Raw genomic sequence first — 14,748 nt, forward strand, 5'->3', positions numbered from 1 at the left:
GCGTGAGATACCTGCCACGGTCTTGTTGCTGGCCGCAACAAGACCGGTGGCGTAGGCTTTCGCGTGATGGCGTTGAGCTGATGACAGCGATTCGAACTCGTCAAACACACGCGTACACGACAAGAAGTCCGTAATCGGCATTATCCGTCTTCACTACCGCCTACGTCACGCTCCTACTTCAACGTTCAAAGCTGAGTGAGCAGTTTGTTTCCGACGGTGTTGCAGATGGCGGTGTTATTTCAATAACCACTGTTAGTACAAACGTCTCCTGCTCAGAAGGTATCCACATTAAACGTAACGAGTCGCTAAATAAACCAGTATATTCTGGCCAACCCATTTGTTATAGAAGTCCTTCAGACCCAAAAAGTGTCGAATTACACAAAATTAGTAAGGACAACACAACTCGTGTCGTTTCAGTAGGCACGCGGGTGAATAATTCATCCTACATTCAGTATAACACTTCACTGCTATCTTCAGGTACATATTATATTCACACGAATACTGGAAACACAAGAAAATTTGACATCATTGGGCGAGAGAAAAAAGACATCAGTTTGAATGATTCCCCCAGCCGAGTTGCTTATGCGGACTCTATCAAGACTTCTTTGTCTCATAGTGTCCCAGATTTGGAACTTGTTCTTGCCAATACGACAGGTAACAGTACAACAGCACTCGAAATGACAACTACTGATACGGGACCCACTCCCGTATCGGTCAACACGTATGCGTCGCCGAACTCTTCAGCGTTCGTCACGACGGGGTCCGGAGTTGACATCGAGTCGGTCACGGGCCATACTGACCCGCTCTCGCCCGGAACGTATAATCTCACGCTGCGGTCGGAACACGGCACCGAGACCGCCACAGATGCCGCCACGGTCACGGTCGGACCCCGCTCGACTGGCAACCTGACCGCGTACACGACGCGGGCGGCCTCGGCGGGCGACTTCGCGAACGCGACCGAGATACGCGAGGCGATCGCCGACGGAACGCTCGCACCCGCCGCGACTGCGACCGCGAACGACACGGTCGTGTACGGGGTGAACGCGTCCGGACTCACCGGCCTTCCTGCGGCCGCGAACGCGTCGCTGGAACGTGGCGGCGACCTCGCTCGTCTCGACGGCCTGTCGTTCGGAGTGGCACCGGCAGACGCGGACGACGCGAACGGTTCGACCGAGGGCGAGGCAGTGGGCCGGATGCCGAACGAATCCGCGGTCCACCTCGACCGAGACGGCCTGTTCCTCGTCGCCGACGGAGAGCACGCGTTCGGCACCGAGACACCGCCCGATCCGGGCGAGACGTTCGAGGGCACGTTCCGAGTCGACGACGATCGGTTGCGCGAGACCGCGGCGAACGACTGTCACCGCGTGACGACCAACCTGACCTACGGTGCTCTCGATCCGGCCGACTCCCTCGCGGAGAACGCGACGCCCGAGGGAACGGCCGGAACGAATCAATCGCTCAGTAGCAACGAGACGGCCGGAACGAATCAATCGATTAGTGGTAACGAAACGGCTGGAACGAACCGATCGCTCAGTGGTAACGAAACGGCTGGAACGAACCAATCGATTAGTGGCAACGAAATAGCCGGAACAAACCAATCGATTAGTGGCAACGAAACGGCTGGAACAAACCGATCGCTCAGTGGCAACGAGACGGCCGGAACAAATCAATCGATTAGTGGCAACGAGACGGCCGGAACGAACCGATCGCCCAGTGGTAACGTAACGGTCGGAACGAACCAATCGCTCAGCGACAACGAGACCGCCGGAACAGATCAATCGCGTAGTGCCAACGCAACTGTCGAGACGGACCGAGCGTTCGGCGGCAACGGATCGACGGCCGTGAGCGCGCCGGGCGGCCCGACGGCGGCGAACCCGTCTGGGGCGACGGCGGGCACTAGCGCGTCTGGCGGCGGCCCGGCCAGCGGCGGCGGGTTGGCGGCCCCCGGTGGCGGGCCGGTCGCCGGGGGTGGTTCGACAGGTAGGGAGTCGGACGGGAGCGACGGTCCGGGTAGTGCCCCCGCTAACGCCGGAAGTGGTGCTGATCCCGCCGTTCCGTCGGACACTACTACTCTACCAGACTCCGCCGACGCCGCTGCCAGCAACCGTTCGGACCCCACGGGAGGGTCGACCGGCGTGGACGCGAATCGCTCGACGCGTCCCCCCGACGTAGGGATCTCGGTCGCTCCGGGTCGCACCGATATCCCGTCGTCTGCGGGGCCGTCCGAGGCCTTCGGTACCGGCGGCCTCACCGGTGGTGACGGACCCGGCCCTGCGGACCCCTCGGGCGGTGAGCAGTCGACCGCGAACCGCGCCGACGAGCGCGTGGACGCGCAGTCGACCGATTCGGCCGAGTCGTCGACGTCGTCCGAGGCGAGCGGTTCATCTTCCGACGCGGTCGCCCCGAGCGACCTCGGATACGACGACGCGCCGATACGCTCGACCGCGTACGACCTCCCCGGGTTCGGTGCCGTCGCGTCGGCCGCGGCGATCGCGGGCGCGTCGCTGCTCGCTCGGCGCCGCGGCCGCAACTCGTGAACTGCGACGGGGCGGTCGCCACCTCGGAGTGACCTCTTCACTCGCGCGGTTCACCGCTGGTCCTCGGCCGCCACCCATCGTCGATATGCTTTTGCTCGGCGGTGCCGTCCTCTCGCGCATGAGCGTGACCATCACACCGCCGGAGGAGCGCACCTGCGAACTGTGCGGGCGCGAAGAGCGGTGGGACGACGAGGCCGACGGGTGGCGGATCGCGGCGGAGCCCGGAAAGGTCTACTGTATCCACGAGTGGGACATCAACGGCTCGTTCGTTCCCCTCGAAGAGTAGCTGCCGACTGGACGATCTGGCACTTCTACTGCCCTAGCGAAGTCGCACGTATCATATAAATAGATATAATATTATTCCGGGGGCTAGTAACCGAGATACTTGATCGATTCTGGTCCGTGTTAATTGTTCACCACCCGTGATGAATAATTACCTTATATTCCCTAATGTGTGTACGATGGATCCTACCCCTATCAGGGTCATGCCTTTACCTGTTCATTCGAAGCGAGACGTATGACCAAGTCACGTAGTACCACCCGGGGCGTACGCGACTCGGAGCCCTCGGGTCAGGAGGGGGGACTCGCGGATCCGACGGACGACCGGTCGAACTGCGGGATCGGCGGCGTCGTCGACCTCGACGGCGCGCCCACGCACGAGACCGTCACGGACGCGGTCTCTCTGCTCGAAAACCTCGAACACCGCGGGACGACGGGTGCCGAGGAAAACACCGGCGACGGCGCGGGGATCATGGTCGCACGGCCGGACGCGTTATTCCGCGACGTCGTCGAGGCGGACCTCCCCGAAGAGTACGCGGTCGGCTCCGTGTTCATGCCCCCGGAGCCGAGCGTTCAGGCGGAGATCCACGACGTCATCGCCGAGGTGTGCGCCGTCTACGGGCTGGAGGTGCTCGCGTGGCGGTCGGTTCCGACTGACAACTCCGACCTCGGCGCGACGGCCCTCGACTCGGAGCCCGAGGTGTCGCAGGTGTTCGTCGCCCCCGTCGAGGGCGCGGGGCTCGCCCAGCGGTTCACCAGCGAGGAGGACCGGGCCGACGACGCCGATCCCGACCTGCTCGGCTTCGACCGCGCGCTGTACGCCGCCCGGCGCGAGATCGAGAACGCGGTGTCCGAGGTCGACGGCGCCGGCCGCTTCTACGTCTGCTCGCTCGACCGGCAACGCGTCGTCTACAAGGGGCTGTTGAAGGGGTCGCAGCTCGCCGACTACTATCCGGACCTGACCGACGAGCGGTTCGCGAGCCACGTCGCCTTAGTCCACGCGCGGTTCTCGACGAACACGCTGGGCGCGTGGCACCTCGCGCACCCGTACCGCAACATCGTCCACAACGGCGAGTTCAACACGATCCGCGGGAACGTCAACTGGATGCGGGCCCGCGAGACCGACCTCGACCACCCGGCGTTCGGGGCCGAGCTAGACACGATCAAGCCGGTGATCGACGACCCGAACCAGTCCGACACTGCGAGCGTCGACAACGCGCTCGAACTCCTCCTCCAGACCGACCGCGACCTCCCGCACGCGCTGCGGATGCTGATCCCCGAGGCGTTCCGCGACGACGACCTGATGAACGACGACCGCGCCGACTTCTACGACTACCACGCGTCGCTCGTCGAGCCGTGGGACGGGCCGGCTCTCGTCATCGGCTTCGACGGCGAGCAGGTCGCCGGCGTCCTAGACCGCAACGGTCTCCGCCCGTGCCGCTACGAGGTGACGACTGACGACCGCCTCGTCGTCGGCAGCGAGGTGGGCGCGCTCCCGACCGAGCCCGCCGACGTGCGCCGCCGCGGGCGGCTCCGGCCGGGTGAGATCTTCGTCGCCGACCCCGAGGCGGGCCGGATCGTCCCCGACGACGAGGTGTTCGAAGAGCTCACCGACGAGAAGTACGGCGAGTGGGTCGCGGACGGGCAGGTCGACCTCGACGCGCTTACCGACGAGGACGGCGCCGCGGCGGGGATCGACGCCGACTCCACCACCGAGGGCGACGGGGAAGAGTCGAGGCCGCCCGTCCGCGCCCACCAGGCCGCGTTCGGCTACACGACCGACTCGCTGAACCACCTCGTCGAACCGATGGCGACCGAGGGGAAGGACCCGGTCGGCTCGATGGGCGACGACACGCCGCTGTCCGTGCTGGCAGACGTCGACCGCCCCCTGTTCACCTACTTCAAGCAGCTGTTCGCGCAGGTGTCGAACCCCCCGATCGACTACATCCGCGAGGAACTCGTCACCTCGCTGGAGACCCGGATCGGGAACCAGCGCAACCTCCTCGCCGAGACGCCGGCCCACGCCGAGCAGATCGTCGCCGACACGCCGGTTCTGACGGACGCCGAGACCGGAGCGCTTCGCGACCTGCCCGGACCGGGCGAACGGACCCCCGGGGACGAGGGCGCGTCCGACGGCCCCGCGTTCGCCTCCGTCACCGTCGACGTCACCTACGACCGCGACGGCTCGCTGGTCGACGCCGTGAGCCGCGTCCGCGAGGACGCCGCGGCCGCCATCGAGGACGGGGCCGACGTGGTCGTCCTCTCCGACCGCGCCGTCGGGCCGGACCGGCTCGCGGTGCCGAGCCTGCTCGCGACCGGCGCGGTCCACCACCATCTCGTGCGCAAGGGGCTTCGCAACCGCGCGGGCGTCGTCGTCGAGTCCGGCGAGCCGCACGAGGTCCACCACCTCGCGACGCTCGTCGGCTACGGCGCCGACGCGGTCGACCCGTATCTCGGGTACGCCTCGATCGCCGACGTGGTCGCCGGCCCGGACGGCGCGGACGAGGACGAGGCGCTCGGGGCGTACCGGCACGCGCTGGAGGACGGGCTCCTCAAGACGATGGCGAAGATGGGCATCTCGACGATGGAGTCGTACCAGGGGGCCCAGATCTTCGAGGCGGTCGGGCTCGACTCCGACTTCGTCGCCGAGTACTTCGAGGGGACCGAGATCCGCACCGAGGGGATCGGGATCGAGCAGATCGAAGACGACCTCCGCACGCGCCACGCGATGGCTTTCGGCGCTGACCCCGAGCTGGAGACCGTCGGCGAGTACGAACACCGCTCCTCGGGCGTGAAACACGGCTGGAACCCCCAGACGGTCGGCACGCTCCAGCAGGCGGTCCGCGGGGGCGACTACGAGCAGTATCAGGAGTTCGCCGAACTGGTGAACGACCAGACTGAGGAGCTCCAGTCGCTGCGCGGCCTCCTTGAGTTCGACTCCGACCGCGACCCCGTGCCGGTCGAGCAGGTCGAGCCGGTCGAGTCGATCGTCGAGCGCTTCTCGACGGCCGCGATGAGCCTCGGGAGCCTCTCGCCGGAGGCCCACGAGAACAACGCCATCGCGATGAACCGCCTGGGCGCGAAGTCAAACACGGGCGAGGGCGGCGAACCGCCGGAGCGGTTCGACACCGAGAAGGAGTGTACGGTCAAGCAGGTCGCCTCCGGTCGGTTCGGCGTCACCTCGGAGTACCTCGCGAACGCCGAGGAGCTCCAGATCAAGATGGCGCAGGGGTCGAAGCCGGGCGAGGGCGGCCACCTCCCCGGCGAGAAGGTGAACGAGATGATCGCGCACGTCCGGTGTTCCACCCCCGGCGTCGGGCTCATCTCGCCGCCGCCCCAACACGACATCTACTCGATCGAGGACCTCAAGCAGCTCATCTTCGACCTGAAGGCCGCCAGTCCCGAGGCCGACGTCAACGTCAAGCTGGTCTCGGAGGCCGGCATCGGCACCATCGCGGCCGGCGTCGCGAAGGCGAACGCGGACGTCGTCCACGTCTCCGGCCACGACGGCGGGACGGGGGCGTCGCCGAAGACCTCGATCAAGAACGCCGGGCTCCCGTGGGAGCTCGGGCTCGCGGAGGCGAACCAGATGCTGCGCGCCACCGGCCTGCGCGACCGCATTCGCGTCTCGGCCGACGGCGGACTGCGGACCGGCCGCGACGTGGCGGTCGCGGCCGCCCTCGGCGCGGAGGAGTACATTTTCGGCACCGCCTCGCTCGTCACGTCGGGCTGCGTGATGGCCCGGCAGTGCCACGAGAACACCTGTCCGGTCGGCGTCGCGACCCAGCGCGAGGACCTCCGCCAGCGGTTCCCCGGCCAGCCGGACCACGTCATCAACTACATGACGTTCATCGCGCAGGAGCTGCGCGAGATCATGGCCGAGCAGGGGTACACCGAGCTGGAGGAGTTCATCGGTCGCCCCGAGCTGCTCGCCCAGCGCGACACGGACCACGAGAAGGCGAAACACCTCGACCTCTCCGCGGTGATCGCCGAGCCCGCCGGCGAGGCGCGTACGAAGGTCCGCGAGCAGGCCCACCCCGGCATCGACGACCTGCTCGACTGGGACCTCATCGACGAGGCCGCGCCCGCCATCGATGACGGTGCGCCGGTCGCGCTCACCCGCGACATCCGCAACGTCGACCGCGCGGTCGGCGCGACGCTCTCGAACCGCATCGTCTCCGAACACGGCGGCGAGGGGCTCCCGGACGACACGGTCTCGTGCCGCTTCGACGGCGAGGCGGGCCAGAGCTTCGGCGCGTTTCTCGCGCCGGGGATCACGCTGGAGCTGTCCGGCGCCGCCAACGACTACGTCGGCAAGGGGCTCTCCGGCGGCCGGATCGTGATCGACACGCCCGCGGAGGCGTCGTACGATCCGACCGAGAACGTCGTCGCGGGGAACGTCTGTCTGTACGGCGCCACGTCGGGCGAGATGTACGTCAACGGCGTCGCCGGCGAGCGGTTCGGGGTCCGCAACTCCGGCGTCAGAGCCGTCGTCGAGGGCGTCGGCGACCACGGCTGCGAGTACATGACCGGCGGCGTCGTCGCCGTCCTCGGCGACACCGGCCGCAACTTCGCGGCCGGGATGTCCGGCGGCATCGCGTACGTGTACGACCCCGACGACCGGTTCGCCGACCGGGTGAACCGCGGGATGGTGTCGGTCTCCGAGACGCTGAAGGGGTCCGACGAGCGGATGCTCCGCCGCCTCGTCGAGAACCACCGCGAGTACACCGACAGCGAGCGCGCGGCCGAACTGCTCGACGACTGGGAGGCCGCGCTCGACGACTTCGTCCGCGTCTTCCCCGACGCGTACGCCGAGGTCATCGCGGAGGGCAAGGGCGCCGACGTGCGCGAGGAGCCGCCCGCGCCCGCCGCCGCGGTGCCGGACGCCGACGCCGACGCGGCCGGGCAAATATCCGGCGACGACTGATTCGCACCGCCTCTCACGGCACCGTCGAAGCCCGCGGTCGGCGATGGATTTCGACAGCCTGGAGGCGTACGGAACGCGTCTCTCGCACCGAGCGATTCCCAGGTCAGTCGCCACAGGATTATTATCGCCTTCGTTACTGGTCGGACCTGTGTCCGTGGACGAACACGGTCGCGACAGCACCGAGCCCTCACCGTCTCTCGATCCCGTCTCCCACCGGTTCAGCGTATGACCTCAAAATCGCGGGACCGGCCGGCAGGACTCGTACCGGTGGCCCTTCTCATCGTGCTCGCAGGTGAACTCCTCGGCGTGCTCCTCCTCGTCAAGACCGCCGTACCTACTCTCTTCCTCGCTGCGGCGAGTCTGCTCGCGCTCATAGCCGTTAATACGATCCGATCATCCGAACCGGACACGCACGAGCCGACCCGAAGCGACGAGACGAAGTGATCGACGGCGCCGGTTCAGGCCACTCGCCCGTCTCGACGGGACGCCGGTGAATATTTCACCGGCCACCGAGGCCGATCGGTCTCCCGATCAGTCGTCGAGCGACTCCGCGTCCACCTCGCTCTCCGTCGCCCGCTCGACCGCGCGGTCGACGTGGCGCTCGCGGGCGCGCTCGACGAACTCCTCCGGAAGCTCGTCTATCTCGCCGGCCTGAACGCCCCAGAGCTTCGCGTAGAGGCCGTCCGCGGCGAGCAGTTCGTCGTGGCTCCCCCGCTCGACGACCTCGCCGTCCTCCAACACTAGGGCGGTGTCGGCGTCGGTCACCGTCGAGAGCCGGTGCGCGATGACGAACGTGGTGCGGTCGGCCGCGAGGCGGTCGAGCGAGCGCTGGATCAGCATCTCCGTCTCGGTGTCGACCGCCGAGGTCGCCTCGTCGAGAATCAAGATCGCGGGGTCCTGAAGCACGACTCGGGCGATCGCGAGTCGCTGGCGCTGGCCGCCCGAGAGCTTCACGCCGCGCTCGCCGATCCGCGTCTCGTAGCCGTTCGGGAGTGAGGCGATGAACTCGTGGGCCTCCGCGGCCTTCGCGGCCTTGACGACCCGCTCGCGCACCTCGCTCTCCTCGGCGTCCGCTTCATCGATCCGCGTGAACCGCCCGTAGCGGATGTTCTCGGCGATGGTGCCGTCGAACAGCGTGGTGTCCTGCGCGACGTAGCCGACCGACGAGCGGAGGCTCTCGACGGTCACGTCGCGGACGTCGTGACCGTCGACGCGGATCGCGCCGTCGGTCACGTCGTACAGCCGGAGGAGGAGCTTGAGCAGCGTCGACTTCCCCGCGCCGGTCGGTCCGACCAGCGCGACGGTGTCGCCCGGATCGGCCGAGAAGGAGACGCCGCTGAGGACCTCCTCGTCGGCGTCCTCGGGGTCGACGAGGGCGTTCTCGGGGTACGCGAACGAGACGTCGTCGTACTCGACCGCGCCCGCGACGCCGCCGCGGCCGCGGTCGCCGGCCGGGGTCACGCCCCCGTCGTTCCGGGTCCCGCCGTCGCTCTGTGCCCCGTCGCTTTGCTCGCCCCCGCCGAGCACGACCGCGTCGTCGGCGTCCTCGATGCGGACCGGGATGTCGCGCAGGCCGAACACGCGCTCGCAGGAGGCCTTCGCGTTCTCGTACTGGTCGATGATGTTCGACACCTCCGCGAGCGGAGCGACGAACTGCCGGGTGAGGAGGACGAAGGTGACGAACGTCCCAACCGTCAGCTCCGTCGAGAAGGGGCCCGGCGGGCCGTTCGCGAGCCAGAAGCCGCCGACCGCGAAGGTGGCGGCGAACGCCAGCCCGGCGAGCAGCTCCATCCCGGGGCGGTAGACGTAGTTGAGCCGGAGGATCGACATCGTGCGCCGGAAGTACGAGAAGGAGGCGTCCTCGACGCGCTCGCTCTCGTGGGCCTCCGTGTTGGGGGTCTTCACCAGCTCGACGCCCGAGAGCGCGTTCTCGAGGGCGGTGTTGAGGTCGCCGACGACCGAGCGCTGCGCGACGTACCGGGGTTCGACGGCGCGCATGAACCACAGCGTGAAGAGGAACATCAGCGGGATGGCGGCGAGGGTGATCACGGCCAGCTCGTAGTTGTAGTAGACGAGGACGGTCGCGATCCCGACCACCATCACGCCGAGGCGCGCGGAGTTCTGGAGGGCGTTGTCTAAGAACACCTCCAGGTTCGAGGCGTCATTGTTGAGGACGGACATGACCTCGCCGGTCTGCTTGTCGTCGAAGAAGGTCATGTCGAGCCGCTGTATCTGGTCGAAGGAGTCGGTGCGGACCGCGTGCATCACGCGGTGCGCGAAGTTGTTCGCCGCGATGCCGTAGACGTACGTGAACACGCCCGTCACGATGAACGACCCGAAGATGAGGATCACTGAGAGGCGGAACTGGGGGGCCTCCGCGGTCGGCAGCCACGCGTCGGGAACGATCGGGAGCGTGTAGGGGCCGGAGCCGGTGAAGACGGCGTCGATGGCGACGCCCAGCACCACCGGCGGGATCAGCCCCGCGACCCGGGCGACGACGTTGGCGACCATCCCGATCACGAGCCAGTGCGCCTCGGACGCCCCGTACTCGCGGAACAACCGCCCGAGCGGTCGGTCCACCCGGTCGCGGTACACTTCGAAGGCGTTGCGCTCGTCGGCAGCCATAGCCGTATGAGCGCCGGAAGCCCCATGTATCCGGCGGCTTCGGCGGCCCGTTCCGGGTTCCGACGACGCGAATCCTGGCCCCCGAGGAGGCGAACAAACCCGCGTGAATACAGCGGCGCGCACCTCCGAGCGCCCGAGGGGGGCGCGAGGAGCGCGACGAGGCCGGGGAGGTGTGTGGAGCGGTGCCGTGCGGGGCGGGGCTTCGACAGCGTTCGCCGTCACTCCGCAATCGGCCGCGACTGTGACGGGAATCACCCCAGAGCCGTCGGTCGGGTTCGGTCGCCGGACCGTTTAATAAGCGTCACGCGAACCCACGTACGTGGACGAACTCGTCGTGAGCACGGAGGTGTACGCCGACCCCGAAGACGTGTACGCGTTCCTGCTCGACTTCCCGCAGTACGCGAACTACTCCGAGTACCTCCGAGAGGTCGAAACGGTCACCGGCGACGGCGGCCCCGGCACCCGGTACGCGCTCACGTTCGCGTGGTGGAAGATCTCCTACACCGCCCGCTCCGAGGTGACCGGCGTCGAGCCGCCCGAGCGGATCGACTGGGAGATAACGAAGGACATCGACGCCGGTGGCTGCTGGCGGGTGACGCCGACGTCGACCGACGGGGGCGGAGCGGCCGCCGAGGAGACTGACGACGCGCCCTGCGAGGTCGCGCTCGAAGTCGAGTTCGACCCCGGCTCCGCCAGTCCGGACGCGCTCGACCTGCCGCGGCTCGTCTCGTTCGACTGGGTGTTGAAGAAGGCGATTCCGCTGATCCGAAGCGAGGCCGAGCGCGTCGTCGAGCGCGCCGTCCGCGACTTGGAGGGATCGCGACGCGACGTGGACCTCGACGTGTACGTCGACTCCGACCGGATCTGAGCGTGGGCGGCGCGCGGTCCAGTCGGTCCACAATTCGAAGCCCTTAAGATATTCACCGCGGAACAAACGAATGCGTTCGAGGGCTCGTAGATCAGTGGTAGATCATCCCCCTGGCACGGGGAAGGCCCGGGGTTCAAATCCCCGCGAGTCCATCCTTTTCCTCACTTGGTTCGCTTAGTCATTCCCTCGTGTGGTCCCACTCGCTCGCTGTGCTCGCTCGCGGGACCCCCGCGAGTCCGTATTTTTGCCCCGCGAGAAACGCTGCGAGCGACGTAGACCTGTAACGAGCGGTGACTTCTCCTGATTTGCCATTCTAAATATCAGCAAGTTTGAATAATATTCATACGGCGGATCAGAAAGATAAAACCGCTATATGGCGGCTTCGAGCTACCCTGATGATTGGGACGAGAGGCGCAGAAAAGTTTATTCACGTGACAATTATACCTGCCAACAATGTGGTGCCCGGGGTGGGTCGTCCGGAGATACTGAACTCCACGCGCATCACCTTACGCCACGATCTGAGGGTGGTTCTGATTCGTTAGATAATCTTCAGACGCTCTGCGTTAACTGTCATAATAGTCAACACAAGCACGACATCACACGGGATACAACTCAGAACGACCAACAGGATACAGTGAATAACCACTTGTCTCGTGTACTCAGCTTTGAACGTTGTCGTGTTGACACTATTTGGCCCGAAATCGGAGGAAAAGACGTTCTACGAGGAGTCTACGGTATCGGCCGAACTGGAGAGTGATTCACAGAGGATAATGAAGGCAGCGTTCACGGCGTTTGAACCTCTAGTGGAGAGTGGAGCGTCTGCGGCTGAACTCCCTTTTCCATGCTCACACCGTCTCAGCCGCCATTTTCGGTCCATTAAGTGTTAGATACTCAACGTTCAAAGCTGAGTCGTGTATACACAATTTTACCGTTTTTCTTCTTCGTCGTAATTAAGCACCTGATAGCTCCGCTCGCTGCTGGCTATGGTTATTTCTACATTTTGAGTGAAGCATCATCCATTGCGGGAAGTATACACTGGCTTCTCACACCTATTGTGCTGCTCGTACTCGGAACTACTGGTGGGATCCTCGGCCTTCGTTTCCAATCTGTTGTCTTCAAGTCGTATCTCCTCGTGTTCGGGATCCTCGCTTGGTACGTTTCCGGCCAAGATCCGACATTCATTGAGAGATTAGGTAGGATTATGACAGACGCTCACTGGCTTGAAGCTCTTATCGCAATTCCCACGGTTCTGTTCGGTCTGTTCGGACCTTTGCTAATTACTCTCGGCACACGGATAACGGGGACTACAGAAAGCAATCGGATTAATTGAAAGCCGTGAGGACGGCGACGGTCTCCCGGACGGAGAAGTTTCGCGGCAGGTCGCTCATCGCTTGAACCACGAGGCGTCCGGTTCGGGCGCGTCGATGTCCGGCTCGCGGGCCTCTTCGGCCCGCCGCCAGCGAGCAGGCTTCAGCAGTTGGCCGCGGGCGACGACCCCGCGGCAGCACGCGCCGATTCGGTCGGTCCGCCGCACCGCGCTCGGCGGCCGGACGTGGAGGCACACCGCCATCGCGAGCGGGAGCCAGAGGAGCGCCGCGACCGCCGCGCCGAGCGCGACGCCGACGACGCCGTCCCCGTCACGAGTTCGGTGACCGCGTCGACACCCTCCCCGTACCCTTTCCGACCGCCCTCGGGCGGAACGTCGACGGCGAAGGCGGGCACGCGGTCGCCGTCGAGGTCCGCGTCCAAGAGCGCGCCGTACTGCGCCTGCCGCCGGCGGTCGTCGAGCAGCAGGCTCTCGTAGCGCGTTCCCGCCTCCTCGACGACCACGCCGTTGACGGGGCCGAGCGCGCGGTCCGGCAGCGTCGTCGCCTCGCCGTGGTACCCCGGCGCGAGGTGGCAGGGCCGCCCGCGGTCCGCGCGGTCAGGAGCCCGGGATAGGTCGCGGACTCGGACCGCTGGCCGTCGGGATCGGCGGCCGCGTCGGTCGCGTTCGAGGATCGCTCCGCCCCGATGTATCTCGTCGTGAGCCGTGCTGCGCGCTCCGGTACGGAAACGGAGTGAAAAGACGTTATCCCCGGTTCCCGTCCCTACTCCGCGACCGCCGCCTCCACGGCCCTGCTCTCCTCGTTCGTCAGGTCGTAGCAGTCGCAGAGGATCTAGTCGATGAGGCGGTCGGTCTTCTCGATCCCCGCGTCGAGAGCACACTCGCTCGCCCGGCCCTACTCCGGCCACGCCTCCCGCTCCCGCCGGTCCGTCTCGCGAGAAAGCTCCGGCGGCATCTCCTCCAGCAGGGCCGGCGCGAACGACCACCCGACGTGCCACGCGACGACCTCCTCGTCTAGCTCCTCCAGCCGCACGTCTTGTTGCCCGTAGTACTCGCCGTCGACCGTACAGGAGCCGCCTCCGTCCGTGATACAGACCTCCCCGCGCTCGTCGTAGGTGATCTGGACGTGGGCGTCGCGCGCGCTGTCGACGAACTCCCACGCGAACCGGTCGCTCCCGACGATATCCTCGCGACCCGCGAAGTAGTCGAGCGCCGCGGCCACCTCGTCCTCGACGGGCCCCGTGACCGCGCCGTCGTCGGCGCGCAAGTGGATCTTCAAGGGCCGATGCGTCGCGAGCGTGCTCGTCGCGTTCATCAGCCCGGCCGGCTCCTCGCCGTGTTCGAGCCCCTGAACGTGGCCGAGCTCGTGGATGATCGTCGCGTTCATGTCCGCGTCGGAGACCCGGGGATCGACGGTCGCGGTCATCGGCGTCCGCGGCTCGTCGACGAGCAGGTCCGCGCAGCCGAAGTACCGCGTGTCGTTGCCCTCGACGCCGCAGCGCTCCACGCGGTCGAACCGGAGAACGACGTCCGCCCGCGACTCGTCGCTCACCCGCTCGTAGGCGACGGGATAGCCGAGGTAGCGCTCGTCGTTCCGCTCCCAGTACCCCGTCGCGGCCGCCGCGACGCCGGAGACGTTCCGGTCGACCGCCGCGTCGTCGACGTAGAGGCCGAGCGTCGTCTCCCCGTACGGGCTCGGGTGCGACAGCGCGACCGCGCGCTCCCGCGTCCGGTTCGCGGTAGTCACGACCAGCGGGTGGGCGCCGCCGTCGCGTCGCACGTCCGCGAACGTGACAGACACTCGGCGCTCCGCGCCGCCGTCGAGCGCGACCGTCCGGTTCGCGCTCGCTCCCGCGCCGTACCGGATCCGGACCGTCTGGGTCCCGGCCCGGTCGCCGACGTTCCTCACCGTCGCCGCCACCGAGAGGTCTCCGCCGTACTCGACGCTGTCGGGGGCGTCGATCGCGGAGACCGCGAACGTCGCCGCGCGGGCCTCTTCGACGACGATCGAGCGGGTCGCCGTCGCCCCGCCGACGGCCACCGTCAGGTCGTACTCGCCCGGGTCGAGCGCCGCGCCGTCGACGCCGGCCGTCACCGTCAGCGTCCCGTTCGCCGGGACGGACCGGTTCTCGGCGACCAACGTCGCGTCACCGACCCGGACTGTCACCCGAACCGGGTCGAGTGC

The 14,748-nt window shown here is 66.7% G+C and carries 9 protein-coding genes, 1 tRNA gene and 1 pseudogene; 7 read left to right on the top strand and 4 right to left on the bottom strand.

What is annotated here, in order from left to right; genetic code table 11:
- A pseudogene (locus tag B9G38_RS17805) lies at positions 1-144 on the bottom strand (IS701 family transposase); the annotation flags it as partial.
- Positions 145-677: 533 nt separating this feature from the next.
- Here B9G38_RS17805 and B9G38_RS18255 point away from each other — a divergent pair.
- From B9G38_RS18255 to B9G38_RS18055, 4 genes are all read left to right on the top strand, one after another.
- Positions 678-2,537 carry a hypothetical protein gene (locus B9G38_RS18255; protein WP_198945673.1) on the top strand — a complete coding sequence of 620 codons (1,860 nt, stop codon included), beginning with the start codon at positions 678-680 and terminating at the stop codon, positions 2,535-2,537.
- Positions 2,538-2,655: 118 nt separating this feature from the next.
- On the top strand, positions 2,656-2,823 hold the full coding sequence (locus tag B9G38_RS18260; RefSeq protein WP_198945674.1) for an HEWD family protein: 168 nt from the start codon (positions 2,656-2,658) through the stop codon (positions 2,821-2,823).
- Between the two features lie 231 nt (positions 2,824-3,054).
- Positions 3,055-7,743, top strand: a complete 4,689-nt coding sequence (gene gltB, locus B9G38_RS10085) for a glutamate synthase large subunit (protein ID WP_086220287.1) — start codon at positions 3,055-3,057, stop codon at positions 7,741-7,743.
- A gap of 267 nt (positions 7,744-8,010) precedes the next feature.
- A complete protein-coding gene (locus B9G38_RS18055; RefSeq protein ID WP_158093827.1) occupies positions 8,011-8,187 on the top strand; it encodes a hypothetical protein in 177 nt (58 codons plus the stop codon).
- Positions 8,188-8,274: 87 nt separating this feature from the next.
- Here B9G38_RS18055 and B9G38_RS10090 read toward each other — a convergent pair whose 3' ends face one another.
- Complete coding sequence (locus B9G38_RS10090) at positions 8,275-10,368, bottom strand: ABC transporter ATP-binding protein (RefSeq protein ID WP_086220288.1); 2,094 nt, start codon at positions 10,366-10,368, stop codon at positions 8,275-8,277.
- A gap of 319 nt (positions 10,369-10,687) precedes the next feature.
- Here B9G38_RS10090 and B9G38_RS10095 point away from each other — a divergent pair, with 319 nt between their 5' ends.
- The 3 genes from B9G38_RS10095 (at position 10,688) to B9G38_RS10105 (ending at position 11,993) form a co-directional block, all read left to right on the top strand.
- Positions 10,688-11,236 carry an SRPBCC family protein gene (locus B9G38_RS10095; RefSeq protein WP_049931104.1) on the top strand — a complete coding sequence of 183 codons (549 nt, stop codon included), beginning with the start codon at positions 10,688-10,690 and terminating at the stop codon, positions 11,234-11,236.
- An 80-nt stretch (positions 11,237-11,316) separates the two neighbouring features.
- A tRNA-Ala gene (locus B9G38_RS10100) sits at positions 11,317-11,388 on the top strand.
- 221 nt (positions 11,389-11,609) lie between these two features.
- Entirely contained in the window at positions 11,610-11,993 is a 384-nt protein-coding gene (locus B9G38_RS10105) for an HNH endonuclease (RefSeq protein WP_086220289.1), read from the top strand.
- Positions 11,994-12,706: 713 nt separating this feature from the next.
- Here B9G38_RS10105 and B9G38_RS10110 read toward each other — a convergent pair.
- Positions 12,707-13,066, bottom strand: a complete 360-nt coding sequence (locus B9G38_RS10110) for a hypothetical protein (protein WP_086220290.1) — start codon at positions 13,064-13,066, stop codon at positions 12,707-12,709.
- Between the two features lie 392 nt (positions 13,067-13,458).
- Positions 13,459-14,748, bottom strand: a 1,290-nt coding sequence (locus tag B9G38_RS10115) for a matrixin family metalloprotease (protein ID WP_086220291.1), incomplete at its 5' end; no start/stop codon positions are given.

Source organism: Halorubrum sp. SD612 (assembly GCF_002135005.1).